The 26,470-nt window shown below is 62.6% G+C and carries 24 protein-coding genes; 20 read left to right on the forward strand and 4 right to left on the reverse strand.

Annotated elements, in window-relative coordinates:
• The first annotated feature begins 366 nt into the window (after positions 1 to 366).
• The 7 genes from V8Z78_RS16305 to V8Z78_RS16335 all read left to right on the forward strand — a co-directional run bounded on the left by V8Z78_RS16305 (position 367) and on the right by V8Z78_RS16335 (position 9,458).
• A complete protein-coding gene (locus tag V8Z78_RS16305) occupies positions 367 to 1,512 on the forward strand; it encodes an efflux RND transporter periplasmic adaptor subunit (protein WP_280030845.1) in 1,146 nt (381 codons plus the stop codon).
• Positions 1,509 to 4,679 carry an efflux RND transporter permease subunit gene (locus tag V8Z78_RS16310; RefSeq protein ID WP_314352918.1) on the forward strand — a complete coding sequence of 1,057 codons (3,171 nt, stop codon included), beginning with the start codon at positions 1,509 to 1,511 and terminating at the stop codon, positions 4,677 to 4,679. Before V8Z78_RS16305 ends, V8Z78_RS16310 begins: the two co-directional genes overlap by 4 nt.
• Before the next feature lie 38 nt (positions 4,680 to 4,717).
• The gene (locus V8Z78_RS16315; RefSeq protein WP_349731728.1) at positions 4,718 to 6,043 is read left to right on the forward strand and encodes a TolC family protein; all 1,326 of its coding nucleotides are present in this window, start codon (positions 4,718 to 4,720) and stop codon (positions 6,041 to 6,043) included.
• Between the two features lie 89 nt (positions 6,044 to 6,132).
• On the forward strand, positions 6,133 to 7,233 hold the full coding sequence (locus tag V8Z78_RS16320; RefSeq protein WP_003071124.1) for a sensor histidine kinase: 1,101 nt from the start codon (positions 6,133 to 6,135) through the stop codon (positions 7,231 to 7,233).
• A complete protein-coding gene (locus tag V8Z78_RS16325; RefSeq protein WP_003071126.1) occupies positions 7,226 to 7,846 on the forward strand; it encodes a response regulator transcription factor in 621 nt (206 codons plus the stop codon). The genes V8Z78_RS16320 and V8Z78_RS16325 overlap by 8 nt, the downstream gene beginning before the upstream one ends.
• 180 nt (positions 7,847 to 8,026) lie before the next feature.
• Positions 8,027 to 8,392 carry a hypothetical protein gene (locus V8Z78_RS16330; RefSeq protein ID WP_349731729.1) on the forward strand — a complete coding sequence of 122 codons (366 nt, stop codon included), beginning with the start codon at positions 8,027 to 8,029 and terminating at the stop codon, positions 8,390 to 8,392.
• Positions 8,352 to 9,458 carry a carbohydrate porin gene (locus V8Z78_RS16335; protein ID WP_349731730.1) on the forward strand — a complete coding sequence of 369 codons (1,107 nt, stop codon included), beginning with the start codon at positions 8,352 to 8,354 and terminating at the stop codon, positions 9,456 to 9,458. The genes V8Z78_RS16330 and V8Z78_RS16335 overlap by 41 nt, the downstream gene beginning before the upstream one ends.
• Before the next feature lies 1 nt (position 9,459).
• Here the strand turns inward: V8Z78_RS16335 and V8Z78_RS16340 are convergent, their stop codons facing one another.
• Positions 9,460 to 9,981: a YqaA family protein gene (locus tag V8Z78_RS16340; protein ID WP_012839739.1), complete on the reverse strand. Its 522-nt coding sequence runs from the start codon at positions 9,979 to 9,981 to the stop codon at positions 9,460 to 9,462.
• A gap of 180 nt (positions 9,982 to 10,161) precedes the next feature.
• On the opposite strand from V8Z78_RS16340, the gene V8Z78_RS16345 reads away from it, so the two are divergent.
• The 8 genes from V8Z78_RS16345 to V8Z78_RS16380 all read left to right on the forward strand — a co-directional run bounded on the left by V8Z78_RS16345 (position 10,162) and on the right by V8Z78_RS16380 (position 18,326).
• Complete coding sequence (locus V8Z78_RS16345) at positions 10,162 to 10,926, forward strand: M15 family metallopeptidase (protein WP_231879740.1); 765 nt, start codon at positions 10,162 to 10,164, stop codon at positions 10,924 to 10,926.
• Positions 10,927 to 11,080: 154 nt separating this feature from the next.
• On the forward strand, positions 11,081 to 12,145 hold the full coding sequence (gene dusB / locus V8Z78_RS16350) for a tRNA dihydrouridine synthase DusB (RefSeq protein ID WP_280030843.1): 1,065 nt from the start codon (positions 11,081 to 11,083) through the stop codon (positions 12,143 to 12,145).
• Positions 12,142 to 12,375, forward strand: coding sequence for a Fis family transcriptional regulator (locus V8Z78_RS16355; RefSeq protein WP_003071135.1), 234 nt, complete (start codon positions 12,142 to 12,144; stop codon positions 12,373 to 12,375). Before dusB ends, V8Z78_RS16355 begins: the two co-directional genes overlap by 4 nt.
• 87 nt (positions 12,376 to 12,462) lie before the next feature.
• Positions 12,463 to 14,061: a bifunctional phosphoribosylaminoimidazolecarboxamide formyltransferase/IMP cyclohydrolase gene (purH, locus tag V8Z78_RS16360; RefSeq protein ID WP_057093475.1), complete on the forward strand. Its 1,599-nt coding sequence runs from the start codon at positions 12,463 to 12,465 to the stop codon at positions 14,059 to 14,061.
• A 183-nt stretch (positions 14,062 to 14,244) separates the two neighbouring features.
• On the forward strand, positions 14,245 to 14,697 hold the full coding sequence (locus tag V8Z78_RS16365; RefSeq protein ID WP_054075487.1) for a c-type cytochrome: 453 nt from the start codon (positions 14,245 to 14,247) through the stop codon (positions 14,695 to 14,697).
• 113 nt (positions 14,698 to 14,810) lie between these two features.
• The gene (locus V8Z78_RS16370) at positions 14,811 to 15,506 is read left to right on the forward strand and encodes a phosphatase PAP2 family protein (RefSeq protein WP_223305696.1); all 696 of its coding nucleotides are present in this window, start codon (positions 14,811 to 14,813) and stop codon (positions 15,504 to 15,506) included.
• A gap of 560 nt (positions 15,507 to 16,066) precedes the next feature.
• The gene (locus tag V8Z78_RS16375) at positions 16,067 to 17,551 is read left to right on the forward strand and encodes an amino acid permease (protein ID WP_003071145.1); all 1,485 of its coding nucleotides are present in this window, start codon (positions 16,067 to 16,069) and stop codon (positions 17,549 to 17,551) included.
• 139 nt (positions 17,552 to 17,690) lie between these two features.
• Entirely contained in the window at positions 17,691 to 18,326 is a 636-nt protein-coding gene (locus V8Z78_RS16380; protein ID WP_314352922.1) for a DNA-3-methyladenine glycosylase I, read from the forward strand.
• Positions 18,327 to 18,360: 34 nt separating this feature from the next.
• Here the strand turns inward: V8Z78_RS16380 and V8Z78_RS16385 are convergent, their stop codons facing one another.
• The 3 genes from V8Z78_RS16385 to thiD all read right to left on the reverse strand — a co-directional run bounded on the left by V8Z78_RS16385 (position 18,361) and on the right by thiD (position 22,552).
• Positions 18,361 to 20,133 carry an alkaline phosphatase D family protein gene (locus V8Z78_RS16385; protein ID WP_046461826.1) on the reverse strand — a complete coding sequence of 591 codons (1,773 nt, stop codon included), beginning with the start codon at positions 20,131 to 20,133 and terminating at the stop codon, positions 18,361 to 18,363.
• 162 nt (positions 20,134 to 20,295) lie between these two features.
• A complete protein-coding gene (gene hemL, locus V8Z78_RS16390; RefSeq protein ID WP_003071150.1) occupies positions 20,296 to 21,600 on the reverse strand; it encodes a glutamate-1-semialdehyde 2,1-aminomutase in 1,305 nt (434 codons plus the stop codon).
• Positions 21,584 to 22,552, reverse strand: a complete 969-nt coding sequence (gene thiD, locus V8Z78_RS16395; RefSeq protein WP_012839730.1) for a bifunctional hydroxymethylpyrimidine kinase/phosphomethylpyrimidine kinase — start codon at positions 22,550 to 22,552, stop codon at positions 21,584 to 21,586. The genes hemL and thiD overlap by 17 nt, the downstream gene beginning before the upstream one ends.
• 115 nt (positions 22,553 to 22,667) lie before the next feature.
• Here thiD and V8Z78_RS16400 point away from each other — a divergent pair, with 115 nt between their 5' ends.
• From V8Z78_RS16400 to V8Z78_RS16420, 5 genes are read left to right on the forward strand one after another with little or no spacing between them, the layout of a single operon-like run.
• Positions 22,668 to 22,820: a rubredoxin gene (locus V8Z78_RS16400; protein WP_034399566.1), complete on the forward strand. Its 153-nt coding sequence runs from the start codon at positions 22,668 to 22,670 to the stop codon at positions 22,818 to 22,820.
• 50 nt (positions 22,821 to 22,870) lie between these two features.
• Entirely contained in the window at positions 22,871 to 23,275 is a 405-nt protein-coding gene (locus V8Z78_RS16405) for a response regulator (RefSeq protein WP_003071158.1), read from the forward strand.
• The gene (locus tag V8Z78_RS16410) at positions 23,275 to 23,637 is read left to right on the forward strand and encodes a response regulator (protein WP_003071159.1); all 363 of its coding nucleotides are present in this window, start codon (positions 23,275 to 23,277) and stop codon (positions 23,635 to 23,637) included. The genes V8Z78_RS16405 and V8Z78_RS16410 overlap by 1 nt, the downstream gene beginning before the upstream one ends.
• A gap of 15 nt (positions 23,638 to 23,652) precedes the next feature.
• Complete coding sequence (locus V8Z78_RS16415) at positions 23,653 to 24,180, forward strand: chemotaxis protein CheW (RefSeq protein ID WP_349731731.1); 528 nt, start codon at positions 23,653 to 23,655, stop codon at positions 24,178 to 24,180.
• 19 nt (positions 24,181 to 24,199) lie between these two features.
• On the forward strand, positions 24,200 to 26,443 hold the full coding sequence (locus V8Z78_RS16420; protein ID WP_046461795.1) for a methyl-accepting chemotaxis protein: 2,244 nt from the start codon (positions 24,200 to 24,202) through the stop codon (positions 26,441 to 26,443).
• Positions 26,444 to 26,470: the final 27 nt, after the last annotated feature.

The raw sequence follows: 26,470 nt of genomic DNA on the forward strand, positions 1-26,470 counted from the left end.
GGCCTGTTCTGTTTCAGGCATATGACGAGTTAGCTATACGAAGGTATAGCTGGGGCCAACCAAAAGCCAAGCCTCTCTTCCCAAGGCAGGCTCGCTTTGTCGACTGGCGGGTTTGATAATCAAAGGCGGGGATCAGGGCACCAGACCCTGGCGCCACGGCGGCATGCTTTGCCGCCCATCGCATGAAGAAGCTACCTTTGGATGCCCATTCCTTGACGGCGCTATGGCGCGCGGCTTCCTCATGCTCTCCCGCTTCTCTGTCCTGCTGCAAAGCTGCTTCTGTATTCAAGAAGTTGCGAGGGCGAGACAGGATCAATCCTGGGCCGGGACCTGCCCTGGCCATATCGATGCCATTGTTTGCTGCTTATGAAACAAGCCCTGAACTCCTGCAGTCCCGTGGGGCCTGCCTGCCTGCTGTTGTGCCTGGCACTCGCTGCCTGCAACGGCGACAAACAGACGCCGGCCGCTGCTGCCGATAGCCGGACTGCGCTGCGCCGCGAAGGCAATCTGGTCGTGGTGCCGTCGCAATCTCCAGTGCTGGCGCAGCTGAAGCTGGCACAGGCCACCCAGGAGCAGGTCCAAACCCTGATCTCGGCGCCGGCGAATATCGAGGCCGAGCCTGAAAAGATGGTCAAGATCACGCCTCCGGTCGCGGGCCGGCTGGTGCATCTGCATCGACAGCTCGGCGACCCGGTCAAGGTCGGCGAGGCCTTGATCACCATGGACTCCTCCGATATCTCGGTCGCTCGGGCGGACAATGCCAAGGCCCAGTCCGCGCTGCTGCTGGCGCGTCAGGAGTTCGACCGTCAGAAGCTATTGTTTGATGCCGAGATCGCGGCGCGCAAGGACTACGAGGCCGCGCAGCAGGCGCTGGCCGCAGCCAGCGCCGATGCGCGCGCTGCGAGCGACCGCCTGGCTCAGCTTGGTGCCGATGTGCAGGCCAGCTCGCGCGGCAGCTATGTGATCAAGTCGCCGATCAGCGGACGCGTGGTGGAAATGGCGGGCTCGCAGGGCGGCTATTGGAACGACGTGAATGCCTCGGTGATGACCGTGGCCGATCTCAGCAAGGTCTGGCTCAGCGCCAGCGTGCCCGAGCGCGACCTAGCCCATGTGGATGTGGGCCAGCAAGCGCATATCGCGCTGACCGCTTATCCCGACCTCAAGCTCGAAGGCCGTGTGCAATACGTGGGTGAGATCGTTGATGCCGCCACGCGCAGCGTCAAGGTGCGCGTGGCCGTGGACAACCGCGAAGGGCGGTTGCGCCCGGGTATGTTTGCGCGCGTGAGCTTCGACGGACCGGGTCGTGACGCCCTCATGGTGCCGACCACGGCGCTGCTCCAGGGCAATGTGAGCTCACGGGTGTTCGTAGACAAGGGGCGCACGGACAAGGGCGCCCGCTTTGAGCCACGCGACGTGCAGGTCGGCGTGCAACAGGATGGCAAGGTGGAGATCCGCTCGGGCCTGGCGGCCGGCGAGCGCATCGTCGTCAACGGTGGAGTGCTGCTGCAATGATAGAGCGCATCGTCAATCTCAGTTTTGCACGTCGCGGCGTGGTGTGGCTGATCTTCATCTTTGCAGCCCTGTATGGCGGGTTCAGCTGGAAGCAGCTGCCGCTCGAGGCCTATCCCGACATCGCCGATGTGACCTCGCAGATCGTCACCCAGGTGCCGGGTCTGGCGGCCGAGGAAATCGAGCAGCAGATCACGATTCCGCTGGAGCGTGCGCTGCTGGCCACACCGGCCATGCATGTGCTGCGTTCGCGCAGTCTGTTCGGCCTGTCGCTGATCACCGTGGTGTTCGAGGATGGGGTCGATGGCTACTGGGCGCGCCAGCGCCTCAAGGAGCGCATGGACGAGGTCGATCTTCCCTATGGCGCGCGCGCCGCGCTCGACCCCTACAGCTCGCCCACGGGCGAGGTCTACCGCTATACGCTGGAAAGCCCCACACACAGCCTGCGCGAGTTGTCCGAGCTGCAGCAGTGGGTGGTGATTCCGCGCCTCAAGAAAGCACAGTCCGTGGTGGACGTGACGAATTTTGGCGGCCTGACCACGCAGTTCATGCTCGAACTCGACCCCGCGCGCCTGCTGCAGTACGGGCTGACCCTGTCCCAGGTGATCGAGGCCCTCAATGCCAACAACGCCAGCGGCGGCGGCAGCGTCATAGACCGTGGCGAAGTCTCTTATGTGGTGCGCGGCGTGGGCCTGCTGAGATCGCTCGACGACATGGGCAATGTGGTGGTCAAGACCTCGGACAACGGCACGCCGATTCTGGTCAAGGACCTGGGGCGCCTGACCTATGGCAATGTGGAGCGCCGCGGCATTCTGGGCAAGGACGACAACTCCGACACGCTGGAAGGCATCGTGCTGCTGCTCAAGGACGCGAACCCCTCCAAGGCGCTGGCAGGCATCCATGCCGCAGTGAAGGAGCTCAACGAGAAGCTGCTGCCGCCCGACGTCAAGGTCGTGCCCTATCTGGACCGCACCACGCTGATCGAGCGCACCACGCATACCGTGGGCAAGACCCTGGCCGAAGGCATGATCGTCGTGACCCTGGTGCTGCTGCTGTTCCTCGGCAGCCCGCGCGCGGCGCTGATCGTGGCGCTGACGATTCCCATGGCGCTGCTGCTGGCCTTCGTCTTCATGCATCACGCCAGGATCCCGGCAAATCTGCTGTCGCTGGGAGCCATAGATTTCGGTATTTTGGTGGACGGTGCTGTGGTCGTGGTCGAGAACATTCTGCGCCGCCGCGAGGCCCAGAAGGACAAGCCCTTGACGCCGCGCGATGCCATCTCGGCCACGCTGCAGGTGGCGCGCCCCATCTTCTTCGGCATGTGCGTGATCGCCGCTGCCTATCTGCCGCTGTTCGGTTTCGAGCGCATCGAGTACAAGCTGTTCTCGCCCATGGCCAGTGCCGTGGGGGCGGCCCTGGTGGGAGCGCTGGCCGTGGCGCTGCTGCTCACGCCGGGCCTGGCCTGGATGGCCTTTCGCCGTCCGCGCAAGATCTTCCACAACCCCGTGCTCTACTTCCTGGGCGAGCGCTATGACCGCTTTCTCAGCGACGCTGTGGGGAAGATGCGTTGGCTGGTAGGGGCCGTGGCGGCGGCGATGGTGGCGCTGGTGCTGCTGGCCGGCACCATAGGCCGCGACTTCCTGCCTTATCTGGACGAGGGCTCGATCTGGCTGCAGGTGCAGATGCCTCCCGGCATCACGCTGGACAAAGCCCGCGACATGGCCGACGAGCTGCGTCGGGCCACGCTGGAGTTCCCCGAGGTGTCCTATGTCGTGACCCAGACTGGACGCAACGACGACGGCACCGATTACTGGACGCCTTCGCACATCGAGGCCAGCGTGGGCCTGCATCCTTACGATCAATGGAAGTCGGGCCTGAACAAGCAGCAACTGATTGCCAAGATGGCTGAGCACTTCGAGAGGATGCCTGGCTATACCGTGGGCTTCATGCAGCCCATGATCGACGGCGTGCAGGACAAGCTCTCGGGGGCGCACAGCGACCTGACCGTGAAGGTCTACGGCCAGGACCTGGGCGAGGACCGGCGCGTGGCCGACGAGATGGTGGGCATTCTGTCCAAGGTGCCCGGTGCGGCCGATGTGGCCGTGGACATCGAGCCGCCGCTGCCCAATCTGCGCATAGACCTGGACCGTGCGGCAGCCGCGCGCTACGGCATCAACGCGGCCGATGTGGCCCAGCTGATCTCCACAGGTGTGGGTGGGGCCTCCATAGGCCAGCTCTACGTGGGTGAACGCAGCTACGACATGACGGTGCGCTTCGCGCCCGGCACTCGCAGTGACCCCGAAGCCATAGGCGCGCTGCGTCTGGCCGCTGCCAATGGCGCCCAGGTGCCGTTGGCCGATGTGGCGCGCATCAGCACCACGGTGGGACAGAGCGTGATCGTGCGCGAGGGCGGCGAGCGCCACATTCTGGTCAAGCTCAATGTGCGCGGCCGTGATCTCGCGGGCTTCCTCAAGGATGCGCATGAGGCTCTCGATGCCCAGCTCCAGTACGACCACCAGAAGACCCATATCGAGTGGGGCGGCCAGTTCGAGAACCTGCAGCGTGCCGAGGCACGGCTGCTGGTCATCCTGCCACTGACGCTGGGCATCATGCTGGTGCTGCTGTTCGGCGAGTTCGGCAATCTGCGCCAGCCGCTGCTGGTGCTGGGCGTGGTGCCGCTGGCCATGATCGGCGGCTTTGCCGGACTGCATCTGCGCGGCATGACGCTCAATGTCTCGAGTGCCGTGGGTTTCATCGCGCTGTTCGGTGTGGCCGTGCTGTCGGGCGTGCTCATGGTTTCGCAGATCAACCGGCTGCGTCGCGAGGACGGTCTGGAGTTGCGCGATGCCGTGCTCGAGGGGGCATCAAGCCGTATGCGTCCGGTGCTGATGACGGCCACGGTGGCAGCCTTCGGTCTCATGCCGGCCATGCTTGCTACGGGCCTGGGCAGTGATGTGCAGCGGCCGCTGGCCACCGTGGTGGTCTGTGGTCTGGCCAGCGCCACCTTGCTTACCCTGCTGCTGCTGCCCAATCTCTATTACGTGATCGAGCTGCGTGCCCAGCGTGCGCTTGAGCGCAAGCGCCGGCGAGCGGCCGAGCGCGGGGAACTCGACGACGAGGATGCCGCTCCGGTGATGACATCGGCCGCCGCAGAGCGCATGGCCCCCTGAGTCCGGGCCCGCGCGATACCTACCAACTTGGAAGCACCATGCAATTTCCCTTTCTTTCCCTCAAGCGCCTGGCTCTGCTGCTGGCGACGCTGGGCCTGGGTGGCACGGCATTGGCTCAGGCCGCGGCGCCGCCCGCCGCCGCCGGGCTGCGCTTCAGCGACTATCTGAGCGCTGTCGAGCAGCACAGCCTGGACCTGCAATCACAGCAGCAGAACGTGGTGTCGGCCCGGGCTGGCGTCGGCATCGCGGGCATACGACCCGATCCCCAGCTCTCGCTGGGCGCTGCGCGCGAGCAGGTCAATAGCGGCCTGCCGCGCCCGCAGAATCGGACCTATGAACTCAGCATGGAGCTGGAGACCGGCGGCAAGCGCTCGGCTCGCATTCGCGCCGCACGCAGCCAGGTGCGGCTGGCCGAGGCTGAGGTCGAGGGATTCCGCACCCAGCTGTTCTCCGATGCTGCCCAGGACTTCACACAGGCCTGCCGCGATCGCCAGGCGCTGGAGCGCAAGGAGCAGACGCTCAATGCTCTGTCCGATGTGGTCAAGGCCAACGAGGTGCGACGCAAGGCCGGCGACGTCGGCACCGTAGAGTGGCGGCAGTCGCGCGTGGAGCGCGACCAGTTCCAGGCCGACGTGACGCAGGCGCGGGCCGATGCCCAGACCTCACGTCTGGCCCTGAGCGTGCCGCTGGGGCGCAAGATCCTGGAGATTTTCGGCACCGACGAGCTGCAATGCGATTTCCAGCCCTTTGCGAACGACAAGAACATCGATGTCCTGGTGACCCAGGCTCTGCATGTGCGCAGCGATGTGCGCGTGGCCCAGGCCACGCTGGACAATGCGCGCGACAATGCCGGCCTGGCCCAGGCCAACCGTTGGGTCAATCCCACGCTGGCCGTGGGATTGACCGCCATACCAGCCACGTCTGCGGGTGTGGACGCCAAAGGCAATGTCTTCGATGCGAACAACCGCTCGCGCATGTTGTCGGTCTCGGTGAGCGTGCCCATCCCGTTCTCGCGCCTGAACCGCGGTGAGGTGTTGCAGGCCGAGGCCATCGTGACCCAGGCCATGCTGGGGCTGCAGCAGTCGCAGCACAAGGCCGAGGCTGATGTGCGCTCCGCCTACTTCCGTTTCGCGGCGGCGCAGGAGAATGTGGAGCGCTATCGCAGCAATGTGCTGGCGGATGCGCAGCGCGTGCTCGAGAGCATCCGACTGTCCTACCGTCACGGCCAGGCTTCATTGCTGGAGCTGCTGTCGGCCCAGCGCTCGGCCGATGATGCCTACCTCGGCTATCTGCAGGCCAATGCTGATCTGGCCAAGGCTACGGTCGATCTGCAACTGAGCATAGGCCAGCGGCCCGCGCTGTGATGAGTGGAGTAGGCGGGCAGGGCTAGCGTGCGCGCATCTTGCGCCACAATCAACGGGTCTTTCACGCTCTGAGATCCGCCCTGCATGCCATGACAGCCAAACCGCAACGCTTCCTGCATCTGCGCCGGGCCCTGATCCTGGCCGGCATGGCAGCGACCATGGCAGCCATCTTCGCGCTGGATACGCTGACCGAGTATGCGGTGGCCGCGGCCGTGTTCCACACGGCCGTCATCCTCGTGGCGGTGCGCTGGTTCAGCCCGCGCCTGGTGATAGGCACCACGGCGCTGTGCATAGCGCTCACCCTGGCCAGCTTTGCGCTGACGCCGGCTGGCGCCTACCGAACCGGACTCATCAACACGGGCATCAGCATCCTGGCCATCGTTATCACGGCCTATCTGGGCCTGAAGATGGTGGCCGCCCAGAATGCGGCCCACGCAGCACAGACCCAGTTGCTGCGCATCACTCAGGCCACCAGCCTGGGACAGGTGACGGCCTCGATCGCCCATGAGGTCAACCAGCCGCTGGCCGCCATCGTCACCAGCGGCAATGCCAGCCAGCGCTGGCTGGCTCAGCAGCCACCGAATCTCGAAAAAGCCGGTCAGGCGCTGGAGCGCATCCTGGGTGATGCGCAGCGCGCCAGCGAGGTCATTGCGCGTATCCGCTCCATGGCGCGCGGCGAGGCACCGAGCAAGCAGAAGTTCGATCTCAACGAGGCAGTGCGCGAGATGGTGAATCTGTCGGGCGCGGACCTGAACCAGCGCGCCATTGCCATGGACCTGCAACTGGCGCCGGGTCTGGCGCCGGCCTGGTGCGACCGAGTGCAGTTTTTGCAGGTGCTGGGCAATCTGCTGCTCAACGCCATGGACGCCATGCAGGAAACGCCGGCCGTGCAGCGGCGCATTGCCGTGGCTACCCAGGCCTTGGGCCAGCAGCTGGTGCTGACAGTCACCGATGCGGGAGAGGGGCTATCGCCGCTGGCCAAAAGCCATTTGTTCGATGCCTTCTGGAGCACCAAGCGTGAGGGCATGGGTCTGGGGTTGAACATCAGTCGCCACATGGCCGAGGCTAACGGTGGCCGGATCTGGGCCACAGAGCGAGAGGACGGGCACAGCGGCGCCGTGTTTCATGTGACCATCGCGGCTCTCGCCGCCTCGGGTGATCCCGCATCAGGAGGACACAAGCTTGGCTGAGCTCGAAACCGTGTATGTGATCGATGACGATGCCTCGGTGCGCGCGGCCATCGAGGATTTGCTTCTCTCCGTGGGACTGGCCGTGTCCGCCTTCGGTGCGACGCGCGACTTTCTCGCCCATCTGGAGCTGAGCCCGCCCGAGGGGCCGGCCTGTCTGGTGCTGGACATCCGCATGCCGGGCCAGAGCGGTATGGAGTTCAGGCGCCAGATGCTGGAGCAGGGGCTGCGTTTCCCGACCATCTTCATCACCGGCCATGGCGATATTCCCATGAGCGTGGAGGCCATGAAGACCGGGGCCATAGAGTTTCTGACCAAGCCGTTTCGCGATCAGGACTTGCTCGATGCCATACAGCAAGGTATTGCCCTTGATCGCCAGCGCCGTGCGCAGGATGGGCAGTTGCTGGAGTTGCGTTCGCGTTGGAATTCGCTGTCCAGTGGGGAGCAGTCGGTGTTGATTGGCGTGGTGCGAGGCATGCTCAACAAGCAGATCGCGGGAGAGCTGGATGTCAGCGAAATCACCATCAAAGTCAGGCGATCTCAAGCCATGCGCAAGATGGAAGCTGGCTCGGTTGCCGAGCTGGTGCGCATGCTGGAGAAGCTGAGCATCCGCTGATGGCAGCCACATGGTTGGCCTGCCGGACTGGCACTTCGCGGGCGCAGCAGGCGTCGCGGGTGCCGGTACGGCGAACGTAAGAATTGTTCGTGTCGGTTTCCATGTGCAGATTGCGCATGAATTTTCTGGAGCGTGTGCGGGTTTGCCAGTTCACAATGGCGGGTTCGCCAGGAGCGGTCAATGCGTCAGCAAAGAACATTCAATAACAAAATTGGTTTCGCCAAGCTTTGCACGGGCAGTTTGATGTCCTTGTGCATGATATGGGGGCTGCCTGCTCATGCGCAGCAGAGTGCAGAGCAAGTCCATGCAGGCAGTGAAGAAGCCTCTGCAGCAGCGTCAGCAGCTGATGCGGGTGGGGTAAACACAGAGCCTGAGAGGTGGAATGCCAAGTTCCAGGCCACCTATGTCTGGCAGCGCAAGCCGTCCTTTTCTGCACCCTATACCGGAGAGAAAAGCCTGTTGCCGGGGCGCGAGCGCAGTTATTCCTTCACGACCACTGCATCTCTTGGATACCGTCCATGGGCCGGGGGGGGAGGTCTATCTTGATCTGGAAGGCGCGCAGGGCATTCCTCTGTCGGGACTGGCAGGCCTGGGTGGCTTTACCAATGGGGAATTGGCCAAAACTTCGGGAGCAAGATTGAAGCTCTATCGCGCCCGTGCATTCTTGCGCCAGACCTGGAGTCATGGCGGCGAGCAAGAGGCGGTGGAGTCGGAGGCAAGGCAGTTGGCGGGCATGGTGGACAAGCGTCGTACTGTGCTCACGGTGGGCAATCTGGCGGTCATCGATATCTTTGACGACAACCGCTACAGCCATGATCCGCGCACGCAGTTCATGAACTGGTCGCTGATGACTCAAGGCGCGTTTGACTATGCCGCAGATGCCAGAGGTTACAGCTGGGGGGCGGTGCTGGAGTGGTTTCACGACGACTGGGAGGTGCGCTTCGGTCGCTTCATCCAGCCCAAGGAGCCCAACGGCCAGCCGCTGGACTATCGAATTTTCAAACACTACGGCGATCAGCTGGAAGTAGCCCACGCGCACACGCTGGCGGGCCAACCGGGCAAGTTGCGTGCTTTGGTCTTTCGCAACCACGCCGTGATGACGCGCTATGACGACGCACTCAACCTGGCGACGCAGACCGGGGCGGTGCCGGATCTGAATGTTGCGCGCTACGGTGCCAGAAGCAAGCAAGGCTTCGGCATCAACCTGGAGCAGGCGCTGAGTGATGACGTGGGTCTTTTTGCCCGTGGCAGCTGGGCCGATGGCAAGACGGAAATCTATGCCTTCACGGAAATCGACCGTTCTCTTTCTGCGGGTCTGCTGATCCAGGGGCGCAAATGGGGACGGGCGAACGATACGCTGGGCATAGGCGTGGCGCGCAATTTCCTCTCGTCCACGCACCGTCAGTATCTGGCAGAGGGCGGGGTGGGGGCGTTCATTGGTGACGGGCGTCTGAACTACAAGCCCGAGAATATTCTCGAGATGTTCTACAGCGTGGGGATCAGCAAACAATCCAGCATCAGCTTTGACTGGCAGCATATCCGCAACCCTGCATACAACGCGGACCGTGGGCCCGTCAACGCACTGGCTGTGCGTTTGCACACCGAGTTCTGATCTAGAAAAACCGCAGGATGATCTGGTGCAGGCCTGCCGTCATCAAGGTATAGCGCAGGAATTTTCCAACTGCCATATAGGCGACGCAGGGCCAGAAAGGCAGGCGCACCCAGCCGGCGACCGCGCATAGCGGGTCGCCGACGACGGGCAGCCAGCTCAGCAGGCAGGCCTTGGCGCCGTATTTGCGCAGCCAGTAACGGGCGATGCGGTTCCAGCGTGACTTGTGGTGCATGTTCTGGGGCGGCGGCTCTCCATGTCGGCGCAGCTTTTTGGCCTTGTTCCAGGCCTGGTTGGCGGCCAGTCCCATCCACCAGCTGATGGCCCCACCCAGCGTGTTGCCCGCCGTGGCGACCACAATGGCGGGCCAGAACAGATCGGGGTTGGCTGAGACCAGTGCGGCCACCACGGGCTCAGAACCCAGCGGCAGCAGGGTGGCCGAGACCAGGGCCACGACAAACACGGTGCTAAGGCCCAGCTCCGGCAGGGCCAGCCATTGCAGCAACTGATGTATCCACGCTTCCATAGGGCGGCTAGTTTAGGCGGGTCGCTCAATTCCCTGAACTTTGCATCCTGTCATTTCTCGGTCATCGGCCATAGTTGGAGGCTGTTGATATATGGTTTCTTATCCAAATGCGTACACAGGTGTTATCCGGTAACGCCAGATCAATGGGAGTAGGAATGGCTTTCAGCCCTCTAAAAAAAAATGATGCGATCGAGTCAGGCCGCAGGCCTGGCGGTCGTTTTGCTTTTGATAGCTGGTTGCGCATCGAACATAAAGACCATCGCGCCGTCCGATGCCAGATCAGCGGTCACGGTGGCTGCCGATCTGGTGCCGCTGGCGACGCTGGCGCCCGGCATCAAGCAGGACATGCGCTATGTCTCCAAGCACAACTTCATGGGCCGCCCCGTGGCTGGCTACGAAGCCGGGGTTTGCTGGCTCAGCCGCGTGGCTGCCGAATCTCTGGCAGCTGTTCAAAAGGAACTGGCTGGACAGGGGCTGGCTCTGAAGGTCTATGACTGTTACCGACCCCAGGCGGCCGTCGACGACTTTGTGCGCTGGGGGCGCGATATGGCCGATCAGAAAAACAAGGACATGTATTACCCGCGCGTGCCCAAGAGCGAGCTCTTCAAGCGTGGCTATATCGCCGAGAAATCGGGTCACAGCCGTGCCAGCACCGTGGACATGACGCTGCTGGTGGTGGATGCCAAGCGCGCCAGAAAGCTGGTGCGTGGCCCGCTGGCCGACGGTATCGAAGTGGACATGGGAACGCCCTTCGATCTCTTTGACGAGCAGTCGCATACCGACAATGCCCAGCAATCGCCCGATGTGCAGCACAACCGCCGCTGGCTGCGTAGCCTGATGCAGCGCAACGGATGGAAGAACCTGCCAGAGGAGTGGTGGCATTACACGCTGGTCAGCGAGCCCTATCCCGAGCAGTACTTTGATATGCCGGTGCGTAAAAACTGAGACGCCGGTGCTGCATTGCCCGATAGTGACTCGCCTCGCAGGGTGATGCATGGAGTTTGGTTTTGCTGAAAATTTGAGCAGGTATAATTGCCCCCTCTTTTCCAGCGCCCGGTCTGTGCCAGACATTGCCTGCCGCAGAAACCAAACTCTCTCCATGCCCGCCCTGCACATTGGTCATATTCCATTGGCAAATCGTCTGTTTGTCGCTCCCATGGCGGGTGTGACGGACCGGCCGTTTCGTCAGCTGTGCAAGGCACTGGGGGCCGGTTATGCGGTCAGCGAGATGGTGACCAGCCGCAAGGACTTGTGGAACAGTCTCAAGACCAGTCGCCGTGCCAACCATGAAGGCGAGCCTGGGCCGATCTCGGTCCAGATTGCCGGCACCGAAGCGCCCATGATGGCCGAGGCTGCCATCTACAACATCGAGCGCGGCGCGCAGATCATCGACATCAACATGGGCTGTCCGGCCAAGAAGGTCTGCAACAAATGGGCGGGTTCCGCTCTGATGCAGAACGAGCCGCTGGCCGTGGAAATTGCCCAGGCCGTGGTGGAGGCAGCACGTCCCTACAACGTGCCCGTCACCCTGAAGATGCGCACAGGCTGGTGCGATACGCGCAAGAACGCAGTTCTGCTGGCGCGCCAGTTTGAAGATGTCGGCATCCAGATGCTGACCGTGCACGGCCGCACGCGCGAGCAGGGCTACAAGGGCTTTGCCGAGTACGACACGATTGCGGCCGTCAAGCAGGCCGTCAAAGTGCCCGTGGTGGCCAATGGCGATGTCAACAGCCCTGAAAAGGCCCGCGATGTGCTGGCCTATACGGGGGCGGACGCCATCATGGTCGGCCGTGCAGCCCAGGGCAGGCCGTGGATCTTTCGCGAGATCGCGCACTTTCTGGCCACGGGCGAGCATCTGGCTCCTCCTCTGGTGGCCGAGCTGCGTCGTCTGCTGCTCGAACATTTGCAAGATCACTACAGCCTGTATGGCGAGGGAGTCGGCGTGCGCAGCGCCCGCAAGCATATTGCGTGGTATCTGCGAGCTCTGCCGGGCGGGGAAGAGTTCAGAAAACACATCAACACTATTGAGGACTGTGCGGTGCAATGGCAGGCCGTGGCCGACTATCTGGATGCCCTGGGGCAGCAGATGGAGCGGATCCCGGCGGCCACGGCCGCTGCTGAAGCAAGCAGCGAGCTGGACGAACCGGCAGAAATGGCTGCATGAGCAATCAGAATTTAGAACAAGTCGTTCGCGATAGCCTGGAGGGCTATTTCCGCGATCTCGAGGGCGAAACACCGGCCAATGTCTATGACATGGTGATTCGTCTTGTCGAAAAACCGTTGCTGGAAGTGGTGATGGGCCAGGCCGACAACAACCAGTCGCGTGCCGCCGAATGGCTGGGCCTGAATCGCAACACCCTGCGCAAAAAACTGGTCGATCACGAGTTGCTCTGAACGACGAAGCTACCGAATCCATAGCTGCAAGCGCCTGATATATCTGCACTTGCAGCTTGTTTTTATCCAAACTTTGAATTGACGCCCATGAAAGCTCTGATCTCCGTCTCTGACAAGACCGGTATCGTCGAATTTGCGCAAGCCCTGCACGCTCTTGGCGTGCAGCTGCTGTCCACCGGTGGCACCGCCAAGCTGCTGGCAGGCGTGGGCCTGCCCGTGACCGAAGTGGCCGAAGTCACCCGATTCCCCGAGATGCTGGACGGCCGCGTCAAGACCCTGCACCCCATGGTGCACGGTGGTCTGCTGGCTCGCCGCGAACTGCCCGAGCACATGGCTGCTTTGAAGGAACATGGCATCGAGACCATCGATCTGCTGGTCGTGAACCTCTACCCCTTTGAAGCCACTGTGGCCAAGGCTGGCTGCACGCTGGCCGACGCCATCGAGAACATCGATATCGGCGGCCCCGCCATGGTGCGTTCCGCTGCCAAGAACTGGAAGGATGTGGGCGTTCTGACCGCTGCCGACCAGTACGAAGCCGTGCTGGCCGAACTCAAGGCGAATGGCAAGCTGTCCGACAAGCTGCGTTTTGCGTTGTCCGTGGCGGCCTTCAACCGCATTGCCCAGTACGACGGAGCGATCAGCGACTATCTGTCTAGCGTCAAGTTCGAAGACGAAAAGCTCAGCGAAGAATATGTGCCCGAGCGCGCCCTGTTCGGCGGCCAGTCCAACGGCCATTTCATCAAGGTGCAGGATCTGCGCTACGGTGAAAACAGCCACCAGCAAGCCGCCTGGTACCGCGATCTGTACCCCGCTCCCGGCTCGCTGGCCACGGGCGTGCAGCTGCAGGGCAAGGAGCTGAGCTACAACAATATCGCCGACGCCGACGCGGCCTGGGAATGCGTCAAGAGCTTTGACACCCCTGCCTGCGTGATCGTCAAGCACGCCAACCCCTGCGGCGTGGCCGTGGGTGCCAACGCCTTCGAAGCCTATTCCAAGGCCTTCCAGACCGACCCCACCAGCGCCTTCGGCGGCATCATCGCCTTCAACCGCGCTGTGGACAAGGCCGCTGCCGAAGCCGTGTCCAAGCAGTTCGTCGAAGTGCTGATGGCTCCCGAGTTCAGCGCCGAAGCCCTGGAAATCTTCAAGGCCAAGGTCAATGTGCGCCTGATGAAGATCGCTCTGCCCGCCGGCGGCGCAACCGACTGGGACAACGGCCGCAACGCCATCGAGTCCAAGCGCATCGGCTCGGGCCTGCTGCTGCAGACCTCGGACAACCATGAGCTCAAGCTGGCCGACCTCAAGGTCGTGACCGTCAAGCAGCCTACCTCCGAAGAGCTTCAGGACCTGCTGTTCGCCTGGAACGTGGCCAAGTTCGTCAAGTCCAATGCCATCGTCTTCTGCAAGAACGGCATGACCATGGGCGTGGGCGCAGGTCAGATGTCGCGCCTGGATTCGGCCCGCATCGCCTCCATCAAGGCCGAAGCCGCCAAGCTGTCGCTGCAGAACACCGTCGTGGCGTCGGATGCCTTCTTCCCCTTCCGCGACGGCCTGGACGTGGTGGTCGATGCCGGTGCCACCTGCGTGGCCCAGCCTGGCGGCTCCATGCGCGATCAGGAAGTGATCGATGCGGCCAACGAGCGTGGCGTGGCCATGGTGTTCACCGGCGTGCGCCACTTCAGGCACTAATTGCTCCCCCTGAGGCGCTATCGCGCCTTCCCCCTCTCTGGCGCTGAGCGCCGGAGGGGGACGACACCCTCGGTGCGCGACGGCGCTTCCTTGGTGTCTCTGGTTTTAGGGCGCGCCAGTTTTGTGCTTTGTGCTCTGTGGCCGGCATTTGCTGGCCATTCTTTTTTGAATCTGGTGCTTGGTATGACAGATCCCATCGACGACGAAGAAAACTACCCGCCGCGTCCGCGCTGGATTGGCTGGCTGATCGGGCTGGTCATGCTGGCGTCGGCACTGGGCGTGGCCAATATCGGCTGGCGCATCATGCGGGTCAGCACGGCCGAGAAGGCGGCGGATGCGCTGGTGGCTGCCAAGCCCGAGCTGGCGGCGGCCCGAAAGCTGGTGGAGGGCGCAGATTGCATGCGCTGCCATGGTCTGGACCGCAAATTTGTGGGCCCGGGCTTTACGGAGATCGCACAGAAGTACGGCTCGCAAGCCGATGCCCAGAGCTATCTGGCAGACAAGATTCGCGGCGGCAGCGTGGGTGTCTGGGGCAATGTGATCATGCCGCGCCACCCGCAGATCAGCGAGGCCGATTCTCTGCAGATGGCCCGTTGGGTGCTGTCGGCTCAGGCGCCATCGGCCGCGGCTCAATAGGCCCGGTTGCCGAGATACTGCGTGAATTCCAAGGCTGCCAGCGCTTTGCGCTGCTAGCCTTTTTTGCTTTGCAGCCTACGCAGGGTGGCAGGCCTTGCTTTCATAATCCGCTCATGGCAAAACCCGCGCGTGCTCCCGCTCTTCGCCCCGCCGATCAGGCAGTCCACGGATCCGGGGCTGGTCCGGCTCGCCAGCGTGGCTTTGTCTTCTGGGCCATATGGGTGAACATCGCCACCTACGCGATCTATCCTACGGCCAACTGGCTGGCCAGCCTGCGCGACCAGCGCTATGACTTCATCACGCGCTGGGATGCCATGATTCCGCTGGTGCCAGAATTCATCTTTGTCTATTTCTCGTTTTTCCCGTTTCTGGCCCTGCCGTTCTGGCTGGTGGGGCAGCCCGGCACGGCGGCTCTGGGCAAGCGCCAGGTGTTGGGTACGCTGATCTGCGGTCTGATCTTCGTGCTGTTTCCGGCAAATTTGGCCTTCGAGCGCGCGATTCCCGAATTCGAGCCCTATCGCAGCATTTTTGCGACCATGTTCTTGGTGGACAAGCCGCACAATCTGCTGCCCTCTTTGCACATCGTCTACACGGCGTTGACCTGTCTGGCCATCTGCCAGGCGCAATGGCAGCGTGGTCGCAGGGGGCTGTGTCTGCTGATTGCGCTATGGAGCGCGGCCATCTGCGCCTCAACCATGCTGGTGCATCAGCACCATGTGCTGGATGTGGTCACTGCGCTGATGCTGGTGCCAGTGCTTTGCCTGCTGATTCGCCCGGCCGATGTGCCGCCACAGCCTCCGCGTATCTGAGCCGGGCAGGATCGCTCTGCCTCGGGTCTTTTTGAATCCTGCGTCAGTGCTCGCTTGCATGCAGGACTGCAGCGCGATTTTTGAGCGCGGTGCAGGCTTCGTGAAACGCGGGCCTGACTAGTCTGTTTTGAGATGGGTGTGCAGCCGGGCCTGCACAAAACATGCAGATGGACTGGTGATGCTGCAGGGAATCTGCGCATCACTGGTGAAATCCCTAGGATGCCTTTTTGACAAAAAGGACCGGGCCGAAGACGCCGCGCCAAAAGCGTGGCTAAGAACGTGTTTACGATCTCCTCGCGCCGCGACAGTGGCTTTGCGGGATGGGATGCCAGGCGCGATACCGCAGCAATAGCCGTGCTATTGCGAGGATTCGCAACGCCGCAGACCGCCCGCAAAGACACTGTCCCGAAGGGGTGGAGCGAAATCGGGCGATTTCTGTGCGCTGTCTCTTGCTTGCACCCCGGTGCAAGCGGCGAGCCATCGCTTCGAACTCATCCCGATTGCGCTCCAACGCGGCTGCGTAGAGATCGTAAACACGTTCTCAAAGCCCGGGGATATGCATGCAGTGGCTGAAAACCAAAACCATTGAACAGGCGCTGGCCGATTCCGACGAGCCGGGCCGGCAGCTCCAGCGCACGCTGGGTGTTTTCGATCTGATGATTCTGGGCCTGGCCGTGGCCGTGGGCGCAGGGATTTTCTCGGTGGGCGCTCGCGCAGCCGGCAGCTTTGCCGGGCCGGCCGTGATTTTCTCCTTCATTCTGGCGGCCGCGACCTGCGCGCTGGCCATCATGTGCTATGCGGAGTTCGCCTCCACCGTGCCCGTCACGGGCAGCGCCTATACCTATACCTATCTGACGCTGGGCGAGGGCCTGGCCTGGATCATTGGCTGGAATCTGCTGCTGGAGATGATCTCGGCCGCTGCCGTGCTGGCCAAGTACTGGGGCATCTATCTGTCGGCCGTGTTCTCCACGGCAGGGCTGGAGATCGCGCAGAGCGTCGAGATCGGCGGCTTCTCGCTGAACTGGGGGCCATTCTTCATCGTGGCCGTGTTCACGGCCTTGCTGATCGCAGGCACCCAGGTCTCGGCCAAGGTCAACAACCTGTTCACCGTCATCAAGCTGGCGATCACCGTGTTTGTGATCGTCGTCGGCTTCACCTACATGAACACCGACAACTTCAGGCCTTTTGTACCCAGTGCACAGCCGCCCGTGGTGGCTCATGGCGTAAGCGGTGACCTGTGGGGGCAGCCCATGCTGGCCTGGCTGTTCGGTGCCGAGCCCAGCCAGTATGGCTGGCTGGGCGTGATCTCGGGCGCATCGCTGGTGTTCTTCGCCTTTCTGGGCTTTGATGTGGTGGCAACCTCGGCCGAAGAGGTCAAGGACCCGCAGCGCACGCTGCCACGCGGCATTCTCGGCGGGCTGGTGCTGGTGACGGTGCTCTACATCCTGGTCACGCTGGCGCTGACCGGCATGGTGCCCTATACGGCACTGGCCAGGGCCGAGAACCCGTCGCTGGCCACTGCATTCATTGCCGTGGGCGCCGGCTGGGCGGCGCAGGTCATCTCGGTCGGCGTGCTGATCGGCATGACCACCGTGGTCATGGTGCTGCTGATGGGCAGCTCGCGCGTGTTGCTGGCCTTGTGCCGCGACGGCCTGCTGCCGCGCAGCTGGGGCGTGACATCGGCCAGGCGCAAGACGCCGGTTCGCCTGCAACTGGCTGTGGGCGTGATCGTGGCGCTGCTGGCAGGCTTTACCAAGGTGGAGCTGCTGGAGGAGATGATCAACATCGGCACGCTGTCGGCCTTTGTGCTGGTCAGCATCGGCGTGCTGGTGCTGCGCAAAAAGCGTCCCGACGCCGGAGCCGGCTACCGCGTGCCTTTTGTGCCTGTGCTGCCAGTGCTCTCGGCCCTGCTGTGCTTTTATCTGATGCTGAATCTGACCACGCTGACCTGGCTGCGCTTTCTGGGCTGGATGGCGCTGGGTGCTGTGATCTATATGGCCTATGGCATGCGCCATTCGCGCCTGGCTCAGACGGATAAAAAGTGAGCTGTTAGCGCTTGATATTCATTGATTTCAATATGTTTAATATCTGAAATCGTTTGATATCAAGCGCAAGAAGCTATCAAAAAAAAAAGCCCTGCAGGGAACGCTCTGCAGGGCTTTTGCATTGGTTAGAGTGCTGGGCATGAGTACCGAACCCACCGAGACCACTCCGACCCGCTCCCCCACCCAGTCCGCCGAAGACGGCCGGCAGCGCTGCCGCTGGTGTCTGGCCACGCCGGGCTATGTGAACTATCACGACCGCGAATGGGGATTTCCGGTGGGCAGCGATCAGCGCCTGTTCGAGAAACTCTGTCTGGAAGGCTTTCAGTCCGGCCTGAGCTGGCTGACCATTCTCAACAAGCGCGAGAACTTTCGCGCGGCCTTTGCGGGTTTCGATTTTCATCGCGTGGCGCAGTTCGGCGAGGCCGATGTGCAGCGCCTGTTGCAGGACGCGGGTATCGTGCGCCACCGCGGCAAGATCGAAGCCGTGATCAACAACGCCCAGCGGGCCATCGAAATGGTCCAGGCCGAAGGCTCTCTGGCCGCGTTCTTCTGGCGCTATCAGCCGTCTGTGCCATCGACAGGCACGACCATTCAGGCCCAGACGCCGGAGTCGCAAACCCTGTCCAAGGAGCTCAAGAAGCGCGGCTGGAAGTTTGTCGGGCCGACCACCATGTATGCGCTGATGCAGGCCATGGGCATGGTCAACGACCATGCGCCGGGCTGCATCACCAGAGCTGAAGTGGAGCGCGCCAGAGCCGGTTTTCAGCGGCCCTGAGGGCGGGCTTGTTCCGCCTTGCCGGCCCGGGGGGTCAAGCCTTGACCAGCAGCCCCGGCGCGCTGGCCAGAACTTTCATGGAGGCTTCGGTGCTGGCGGTGAACTGGCGGTTGCTGATGGTGTTCACATATATCCAGTCGGCGCGGCAGGCATCCGCCGTGGCCGTCACCAGCATATAGCCGCGGCGCGAGGTGTCGCAATATTTGAGCGGCTTGATGAGCTGCTGCAGCGCAGCGGCCAGCGCGGCGGGGTCTTCGCCCGGCAGGTATTCCTCGAAGCCCGGCGAGCTGACCGAGGAGGTCGCAAACTCCACGCCCACGGCCTTGCCGTTCATGTCCTGCAGCTCGCTGGCCCAGGCGTTGTGCGTGTCGCCGGCCAGCACCACCAGCTTCTTGCCGAGCTGACGCGCGGAGCCCAGAACGGTCTCGCGCGCGGCCTGGTAGCCATCCCAGGCGTCCAGGTTGTAGGGGATCGAAGGCTGGGCCAGGATGGCCTGCTCCTGAGGCGTGAGTGTGGCTGGCGCGGTCTGCGCCTTGGCAACCAGCGCTGCGTACTGCGAGACCGATACGCCCGCGCCGGCTTGGATGGTCTCCATGAGTATGGGAGCGGGAATGTTCATGCGCCCCATCAGCACCTGTTGGCCCAGTACCTGCCAGGTGGCACGGGAGGCCGCCATCTGCTGCTGCAGCCACTGTGTCTGGGTCTGCCCCAGCAGCTGACGCGACGGATTGGCCATGGCCGTGGTGAAGCCCGCCGAGTCGATGCCGGCAGAGGTCATGAAATCGGCATAGTCCAGCTGCTTGTCGCGGCCTATCACGCGGGTGTCCAGCATGTGCAGCGAGACCAGATCGCCAAAGTCGAAGCTGCGGTAGATCAGCTCGGCGCTCGCGGTGCGCGTGGGCATCCACTCGTGGTAGGCCTGCATGGCAGCAGCCTTACGCATGGCGAAGTCGCCCTCGCCGGGCTGGTGATTCTCGGCTCCCGCACTCCAGGTGTCGTTGGCAAATTCGTGGTCGTCCCAGATGGCAATCATGGGCGCGGCGGCATGCAGGGCCTGCAGGTCGGCATCGCTCTTGTACTGGGCATGGCGCTGGCGGTAGTCGGCCAGCGAGAGAATTTCTCCGGCAGGATTGACCAGACGACCCATGGCCTCGGCCTGGGCCGAGGCATAGCCGCCGCGCGCGTATTCATAGATGTAGTCGCCCAGGTGTACCGTGGCGTCCAAGTCGCTGCGCCTGGCCGCATCGGCGTATACATTGAAGTAGCCGGCCGGGTAGTTGGCGCAGGAGAAGACAGCCAGTCTGACCTGGGCCACCGAGCCGGTGGGCAGGGTACGCGTGCGTGCTGCCGCCGAAGTTACGCCATGGGCGCGGAAGCGGAAGTGATAGACCGTGGCAGGCTTGAGGCCGGCTGCATCGACCTTGACCGTGAAGTCCCTGGCGGCGGTGGCGCTGCTCTCGCCACGCACCACGATGGAGGCGAACGCCGCGTCGCTGGCAAGCTCCCATTGCACGGGAATGTCTGCCTGGTGGCCGGCGGGCGGGGTGACGCGGGTCCAGAGCATCACGCGGTCGGACAGAGGGTCGCCGCTGGCCAGGCCATGGACGAAGCGGACTTCGGGGTCGGCCGGCTTGACCTCTGTCTGGCTGCCATCGCCGCCGCCGCAGGCCGCGAGCGGCAGCACGGACATTGCGCCGGCGCTCCAGGCCATCTGGCGCACAAAGCGGCGGCGGTTCAGTTCACTGGCTTGGTCGGTGGTGCCCTTGAGCAGGTTGTGCAGCGGCGGCTTGCTGGATTCGTCGGTCATGGTGCTTTCATTGCTGACAAAAACGCGAGCGTGGCAAGCGTCCATGACGTGGCTGTGAAACGCCGAGCCGCTGCGGCTGAAGCCGGCGCAGGCGCAGTCCGCCGCCAACAATGAAAAAGCCCTGCAGACATGGTCTGCAGGGCCTGTTGGGCGGGCAGGGATTTACAGTGTCTTGAACACTTCGCGGGCCGCTTCTATGGTGCGGTCGATATCTTCGTCGCTGTGCGCCGCGCTGACAAAGCCTGCCTCATACAGCGCCGGGGCAAAGTAATGACCGCGCTCCAGCATGCCATGGTAGAACTTGTTGAAGACCTTGCCGTCGGTCTTCATGACCTGGGCGTAGTGCGTGGGCAGCTCGGGCAGGAAATAAAAGCCGAACAGCCCGCCTTGCCAGTCCACGCTGAAGGGAATGCCGGCGGCATTGGCTTCGGCCTTCAGGCCCTGCATCAGGTGGCCGGTCTTGAGGTGCAGCTCGGCGTGGAAGCCGGGGCGGCTGATCAGCTCCAGCGTCTTCAGGCCGCAGGCCGTGGCAATCGGGTTGCCCGACAGCGTGCCGGCCTGGTAGACGGGGCCCAGCGGCGAGAGCTTTTCCATGATCTCGCGGCGGGCACCGAAGGCCGCCATGGGCATGCCGCCGCCGATGACCTTGCCCATCACGGTGATGTCGGGCGCAAAGCCTTCGATCTCCTTGGCATACAGGCTTTGTGCGCTGCCCAGGGCGACGCGAAAGCCCGTCATGACTTCGTCATAGATCAGCAGCGCGCCATGCTCGCGGGTCAGCTCGGAGATGCGGCGGGTGAAGTCCACCGAGGCGCGCACAAAGTTCATATTGCCGGCAATCGGCTCCATGATGACGCAGGCAATGTCGCTGCCCATCTTGGCAAAGGCCTCTTCGAGCTGAGCAACGTCGTTGTACTCCAGCACGATGGTGTCCTTGGCCACATCGGCAGGCACGCCTGCCGAGGAAGAGGCGCCGAAGGTGGCCAGACCCGAGCCGGCCTTGACCAGCAGGGCATCCGCATGGCCGTGGTAGCAGCCGTTGAACTTGATGATCTTGTTGCGGCCCGTGTAGCCGCGCGCCAGGCGCAGCGCGCTCATGCCGGCTTCGGTGCCGGAGCTGACCAGGCGCACCATGTCCATGCTGGGCATGAGGGCGCGGATCTTCTCGGCCAGCACGACTTCGCGCTCGGTGGGGGCGCCGAAGCTGAAGCCTTCGAGCACGGCGGCCTGCACGGCCTCGACTACTTCGGGGTGACCGTGGCCCAGGATCATGGGGCCCCAGCTGCCGATGTAGTCGGTGAACTGCTGATCATTCTGGTCCCAGAAATAAGCGCCCTGGGCGCGCTTCACGAAGCGCGGCGTGCCGCCCACGGCGGCGAAAGCGCGCACGGGCGAGTTCACGCCGCCGGGGATCACGCCCTTGGCGCGCTCGAACAATGCAATATTCAGATCAGTGTTTTGTGTCATGAGAGGGAATCACAAAGCCTTCAATCGGCTTGGAGTCGGGTTCGTCATCGGTGGCGTCTTCGGCCTGCTCGTCTTCGGACTCCTCGTCCTCGGTGGGCTGGGCCCAGAACAGGCGATCGGGCAGATAGTGGCCCATGCCGGGGCGAAAACCTGCATCCAGGCTGTGGTCCAGGTATTCCAGTGCCTCCAGCGTCGCGGCGCCCAGATCGTTGCCGGTGGCCAGCAGGGCCGTAATCGCAGCGGACAGCGTATCACCGGCACCTGTGAACGTGGCGTCAAACATCTCGTACTTGCTGTTGCCCAATACGGACTGGGCCGTGGTCAGCACGTTGTCCACGAACTGGTCGGGCAGGGGGATGCCGGTCACCAGCACATAAGGCACTTCCAGTGCCTCGGCGGCCATGGCAATGTCGCGCGCCGTGGGTGCACGGCTGTTTTCCCATTCAGGCAGCAGCCAGCGCCACAGCGTGTTGTGGTTTCCAACCAACACCGAGGTTTGAGGCAGGACAAGCTCCTTGAACGCATCCAGGTACTGATCCTGCTTGTCGTCCTCCCACCAGGACAGGTCCGGCATGTAGCTGATGATGGGAATGTCGGGGTAGTCCGATGAGATGGTGGCAATGGCGGCCAGGTTGGCAGGGCTGCCTACAAAGCCGACCTTGATGGCGGTGACGGCAATGTCCTCCAGCACCATGCGTGCCTGCTCGGTTACCGCATCGTCGTCGAGTGCAAAGTGCTCGTAGATGCGGGCCGTGTCTCTGGCGTAGGCGCCGCAGGCCACGGGCAGTGCATGACCGCCGATGGAGGAGATGGTGGCGATGTCGGCCGAGAGCCCGCTGGCTCCGCTGGGGTCACTGCTGTTGAAAGACAGCACGCAGACGGGTGCTGATTCTGTCGCTTCTTCCTGGCGGGTGCGGCGAGGGGGAGTGGAGGAGATGGGGTTCAATGCCATGGCGCACCCCAGTTTGCACCCGGGAATGCAAGGGTGGGAGCCGGGGTTGTGACTAGATACAATCGTTGCATTCTATGTGAAGCCCCTTTAAGCTGTGACTGACCCTAAAACCTGGATGTGTTTGACCTGTGGCTGGCTTTATGACGAAGCCCAAGGCTGCCCCGAACATGGAATTGCTCCAAACACCCGCTGGGAAGATGTGCCCATGAACTGGACATGCCCGGAATGCGGTGCACGCAAAGAAGATTTTGAAATGGTGGAAATCTGAGTGCAAGAGTCGCTCACTCCATCAACGACCGAATTGGGAGGAATTTCACCGTGACAGCATCTGGTGCGCCTTTGCGCGTTCTGGTCGTGGATGACAGCAACACCATCCGCCGCAGCGCTGAAATTTTCCTCAAGCAAGGTGGTCACGAAGTTCTTCTTGCCGACGATGGCTTCGATGCCCTGTCCAAGGTCAATGACTACCAGCCCCAGCTCATCTTCTGCGACATTCTGATGCCCAAACTCGATGGCTATCAGACCTGCGCCATCATCAAGCGCAATGCTCGCTTTGCCAATACGCCCGTCGTGATGCTGTCATCCAAGGACGGTGTATTCGACAAGGCTCGCGGTCGCATGGTGGGCTGCCAAGACTATCTGACCAAACCGTTTACCAAAGATCAATTGCTGCAAGCCGTACAACAATTCGCGCTGCAAGCTGCAGATGTGGGAGCTGCATGATGACAATTCAAAAAGTTCTGGTCGTTGACGATTCCAAGACGGAGCTGATGGCTCTGAGCGATATCTTGCAAAAGCAGGGCATGCAGGTGCGTACCGCGGAAAATGGCGAGGAAGCCATGAAGCGCCTGGCCGAAGACAAACCCGACCTGATCCTGATGGATGTGGTCATGCCTGGACAGAACGGCTTTCAGCTGACCCGCGCCATTTCTCGCGATCCCCTGTATGCCGATGTGCCCATCATCATGTGCACCAGCAAGAATCAGGAAACCGACCGGGTCTGGGGCATGCGTCAGGGCGCACGTGGCTATATCACCAAGCCCGTGGATGCCGCCGAGCTCCAAGCCAAGATCGCAGCGCTATAACGAGCTGCGCTGCTTATGGCGAACCGTGAAGCCCTCCGAGATCTTCAATCCCGTCTGGCCGGGCGCCTGCAGGCAGCACGCAGCGGAGGCGTCAGCGTTGCTGCCTGGCTGGCAGTGCAGGCTGGCGGACGGGATTATTTGCTGCCGCTGAATCAGGCAGGAGAAATCTTTCCCTGGACCGGCGTTCAGCCCGTCCCATACACACAGGCCTGGTTTCTGGGCATCGCCAATCTGCGCGGTGCTTTGATGGGGGTGGTGGACCTGGCTCAATTGCTGGGTCATGGAAGTGTCCGCAATGAGCAGGAACTGATGGACTGCAGCCTGCTGGCCTTCAACCCTGCATTGGAGGTCAACGCGGCCCTGCTGGCCGATCGTCTGCTGGGCCTGCGTGCCGCAGACGCGTTTTCCAAGGCCGAGCCTGCGCCTGAGCGTTCCCCGAGTTTCTTCGGAGCCGTCCATATCGATGCGAGCGGCCGCCGCTGGCAGGAGCTGAAATTGCAGTCCCTGTCTCAAACCGCCAAATTTTTGAGCATTCGTGCTTGAGGTTCCTGGATACAGCGCTATGTCCTTTGCACAGAAAATAAATCAGTTGTTCCGACGCAAGCCCATCGCGGCTGCCGTCAGTGGTGATAGCAGCATGATGGGAGACACGGTCGTACAGGATATGTACGACGGATCGCTCAATAGCGTGCAGGGGGCACCTTCCGTCTTCGGCGTCGAGGAGGCCGGTCGCGCGGACGAACTGGTGAGCCTGCCTATTCTTGGTACGGCCACGACTGCCAAGCATCAGCGCACCTTGTTTACCTTGCTGGGTGGCTCGGTGCTGGTGCTGGTGGTTCTGTCGGCATGGATGCTGCGCGAAGCAGGCAACTCCAACCAGCAACTGGCGGCGACCGGCCAGGCATTGATGCAGTCGCAACGTCTGGCCAAGTCGGTCTCCATCGCCATGACGGGAGCCGCTCCTGCGTTTGCCGACGTCAAGGACAGCGCCGGTGTTTTGGCGCGCAACGTGCGAGCGCTGGCTGCCGGCGATTCCGATCTGGGCGTGAACGCGCTGGGTGGCGGTTTGCAGGACGAGCTCAGCTCCATCAGCACCCTGATGGAGCGAGCGGAAAAGAGCGCCGGGCTGATTCTCGGACAGCAAAAGACTCTGACTCAAGTGGGCGACGCGCTGCGCACCATCAACCGCCAGTCCTCCGATCTGCTGGAAACCGCGGAAACCATTTCTTCGCTGAAGCTGCAGCAAGGCGCTGGCGCGGCCGAGATCTCTGCTGCCGGTCAACTGGTGATGTTGACTCAGCGTATTGCCAAGTCTGCCAACGAATTCCAGACCCTGGAGGGCGTGAGTCCCGAAGCCGTTTTCCTGCTGGGCAAGGACTTGAATTCCTTCAAGGAAATCTCCGAAGGTCTGCTCAACGGCAGCGCTGAAATGCGGCTGTCGGCGGCACGCGATCCTCAGGTGCGTGAACAGCTGGAGACGCTGATCAAGCAGTACGACGATACGCGTACCCAGGCCAGTGCCATTCTGGGCAATCTGCAAGGGTTGGTGTCGGCCCGGGAAGCGCAGACCAGCATCAACAATGACAGCGAACCGCTGCGTCAGCAGCTGGAGCAGCTGCAGACGGCGCTGCAGGGGCTGGGCGGGGCCAGCATGCTGCAGCTGGCGCTGCTGGCCATCGCCATTTTGACCGCGGTTCTGAGCGGTATCGGCATCTCGCGCGTGCAACTGCTGGACAGCCGGGCGCGCCAGCAGGAAGCCGAGCGTCACCAGGTCGATGCCCGTTTGCAGGAGCAGGAAGCCAAGCGCATCAACGACGCCAACCAGGCGGCTATTTTGCGTTTGATGAACGAGTTGCAATCGGTGGCCGAGGGCGATCTGACGCAGGAAGCCACCGTGACCGAGGACATCACGGGCGCGATTGCCGACTCGGTGAACTACACGGTGGAAGAGCTGCGCGCTCTGGTGGGATCGGTGCAGAACACCGTGACCCGCGTGGCCCAGACCACCGAGCAGGTGGACGTCACCTCGACCGAGCTGCTGGCTGCATCGAACGAGCAGCTGCATGAAATTCGCGAAACCGGCAAGTCGATTCTGGACATGGCCGGCCGTATCAACAATGTCTCGGCTCAGGCACAGGAATCGGCCCAGGTGGCCCGTCAATCGCTGCAGGCTGCGGACTCGGGTCTCAAGGCGGTGCAGAACGCCATCGGCGGCATGAACTCCATCCGCGATCAGATTCAGGATACCTCCAAGCGAATCAAGCGTCTCGGTGAGTCGTCCCAGGAGATCGGTGAAATTACCGAACTGATTTCGGACATTACCGAGCAGACCAACGTGCTCGCATTGAACGCCGCCATTCAGGCTGCGTCTGCAGGTGAAGCAGGTCGCGGCTTCTCGGTGGTGGCGGAAGAAGTGCAGCGCCTTGCCGAACGTTCCGCAGACGCCACGCGACAGATTGCCGCGCTGGTGAAGGCCATTCAGACCGACACCCAGGATGCGGTGGCCGCCATGGAGCGCTCTACCCAGGGCGTGGTGGAAGGGGCTCGTCTGTCCGACTCTGCAGGTACTGCACTGTCTGAAATCGACAGCGTGTCGCGCCGACTGGCCGAGCTGATCGAGCAGATTTCCAACTCCACTTCACGTGAAGCCAATATGGCCAACGGCGTGGCGGAAAACATTCAGCACATTTTTGCCGTGACCGAGCAAACCGGTGAGGGAACCCGCACCACTGCGCAGCAGGTGCGAGAGCTCTCCCACATGGCTGAAGAGCTGCGTCAGTCTGTTTCCCGATTCAAGATTGCCTGATTTGACTGGCTCTTTCTCTCATAAAAA

The sequence above is a fragment of the Comamonas sp. wu1-DMT genome, from assembly GCF_040187805.1.
GTDB lineage: Bacteria > Pseudomonadota > Gammaproteobacteria > Burkholderiales > Burkholderiaceae_C > Comamonas > Comamonas thiooxydans.

Excerpts from the sequence above, each read along its gene's own strand:
- V8Z78_RS16355 (WP_003071135.1), top strand. The coding sequence starts at position 12,142 with ATGAGCAATCAGAATTTAGAACAAGTCGTTCGCGATAGCCTGGAGGGC.
- V8Z78_RS16420 (WP_046461795.1), top strand. The coding sequence starts at position 24,200 with ATGTCCTTTGCACAGAAAATAAATCAGTTGTTCCGACGCAAGCCCATC.
- dusB (WP_280030843.1), top strand. The coding sequence starts at position 11,081 with ATGCCCGCCCTGCACATTGGTCATATTCCATTGGCAAATCGTCTGTTT.
- V8Z78_RS16415 (WP_349731731.1), top strand. The coding sequence starts at position 23,653 with ATGGCGAACCGTGAAGCCCTCCGAGATCTTCAATCCCGTCTGGCCGGG.
- V8Z78_RS16305 (WP_280030845.1), top strand. The coding sequence starts at position 367 with ATGAAACAAGCCCTGAACTCCTGCAGTCCCGTGGGGCCTGCCTGCCTG.
- V8Z78_RS16330 (WP_349731729.1), top strand. The coding sequence starts at position 8,027 with ATGCGTCAGCAAAGAACATTCAATAACAAAATTGGTTTCGCCAAGCTT.
- V8Z78_RS16410 (WP_003071159.1), top strand. The coding sequence starts at position 23,275 with ATGACAATTCAAAAAGTTCTGGTCGTTGACGATTCCAAGACGGAGCTG.
- thiD (WP_012839730.1), bottom strand. The coding sequence starts at position 22,552 with ATGGCATTGAACCCCATCTCCTCCACTCCCCCTCGCCGCACCCGCCAG.
- V8Z78_RS16310 (WP_314352918.1), top strand. The coding sequence starts at position 1,509 with ATGATAGAGCGCATCGTCAATCTCAGTTTTGCACGTCGCGGCGTGGTG.
- V8Z78_RS16375 (WP_003071145.1), top strand. The coding sequence starts at position 16,067 with ATGCAGTGGCTGAAAACCAAAACCATTGAACAGGCGCTGGCCGATTCC.
- V8Z78_RS16345 (WP_231879740.1), top strand. The coding sequence starts at position 10,162 with ATGATGCGATCGAGTCAGGCCGCAGGCCTGGCGGTCGTTTTGCTTTTG.
- hemL (WP_003071150.1), bottom strand. The coding sequence starts at position 21,600 with ATGACACAAAACACTGATCTGAATATTGCATTGTTCGAGCGCGCCAAG.
- V8Z78_RS16400 (WP_034399566.1), top strand. The coding sequence starts at position 22,668 with ATGTGTTTGACCTGTGGCTGGCTTTATGACGAAGCCCAAGGCTGCCCC.
- V8Z78_RS16315 (WP_349731728.1), top strand. The coding sequence starts at position 4,718 with ATGCAATTTCCCTTTCTTTCCCTCAAGCGCCTGGCTCTGCTGCTGGCG.
- V8Z78_RS16380 (WP_314352922.1), top strand. The coding sequence starts at position 17,691 with ATGAGTACCGAACCCACCGAGACCACTCCGACCCGCTCCCCCACCCAG.
- V8Z78_RS16385 (WP_046461826.1), bottom strand. The coding sequence starts at position 20,133 with ATGACCGACGAATCCAGCAAGCCGCCGCTGCACAACCTGCTCAAGGGC.
- V8Z78_RS16365 (WP_054075487.1), top strand. The coding sequence starts at position 14,245 with ATGACAGATCCCATCGACGACGAAGAAAACTACCCGCCGCGTCCGCGC.
- V8Z78_RS16320 (WP_003071124.1), top strand. The coding sequence starts at position 6,133 with ATGACAGCCAAACCGCAACGCTTCCTGCATCTGCGCCGGGCCCTGATC.
- V8Z78_RS16340 (WP_012839739.1), bottom strand. The coding sequence starts at position 9,981 with ATGGAAGCGTGGATACATCAGTTGCTGCAATGGCTGGCCCTGCCGGAG.
- purH (WP_057093475.1), top strand. The coding sequence starts at position 12,463 with ATGAAAGCTCTGATCTCCGTCTCTGACAAGACCGGTATCGTCGAATTT.
- V8Z78_RS16370 (WP_223305696.1), top strand. The coding sequence starts at position 14,811 with ATGGCAAAACCCGCGCGTGCTCCCGCTCTTCGCCCCGCCGATCAGGCA.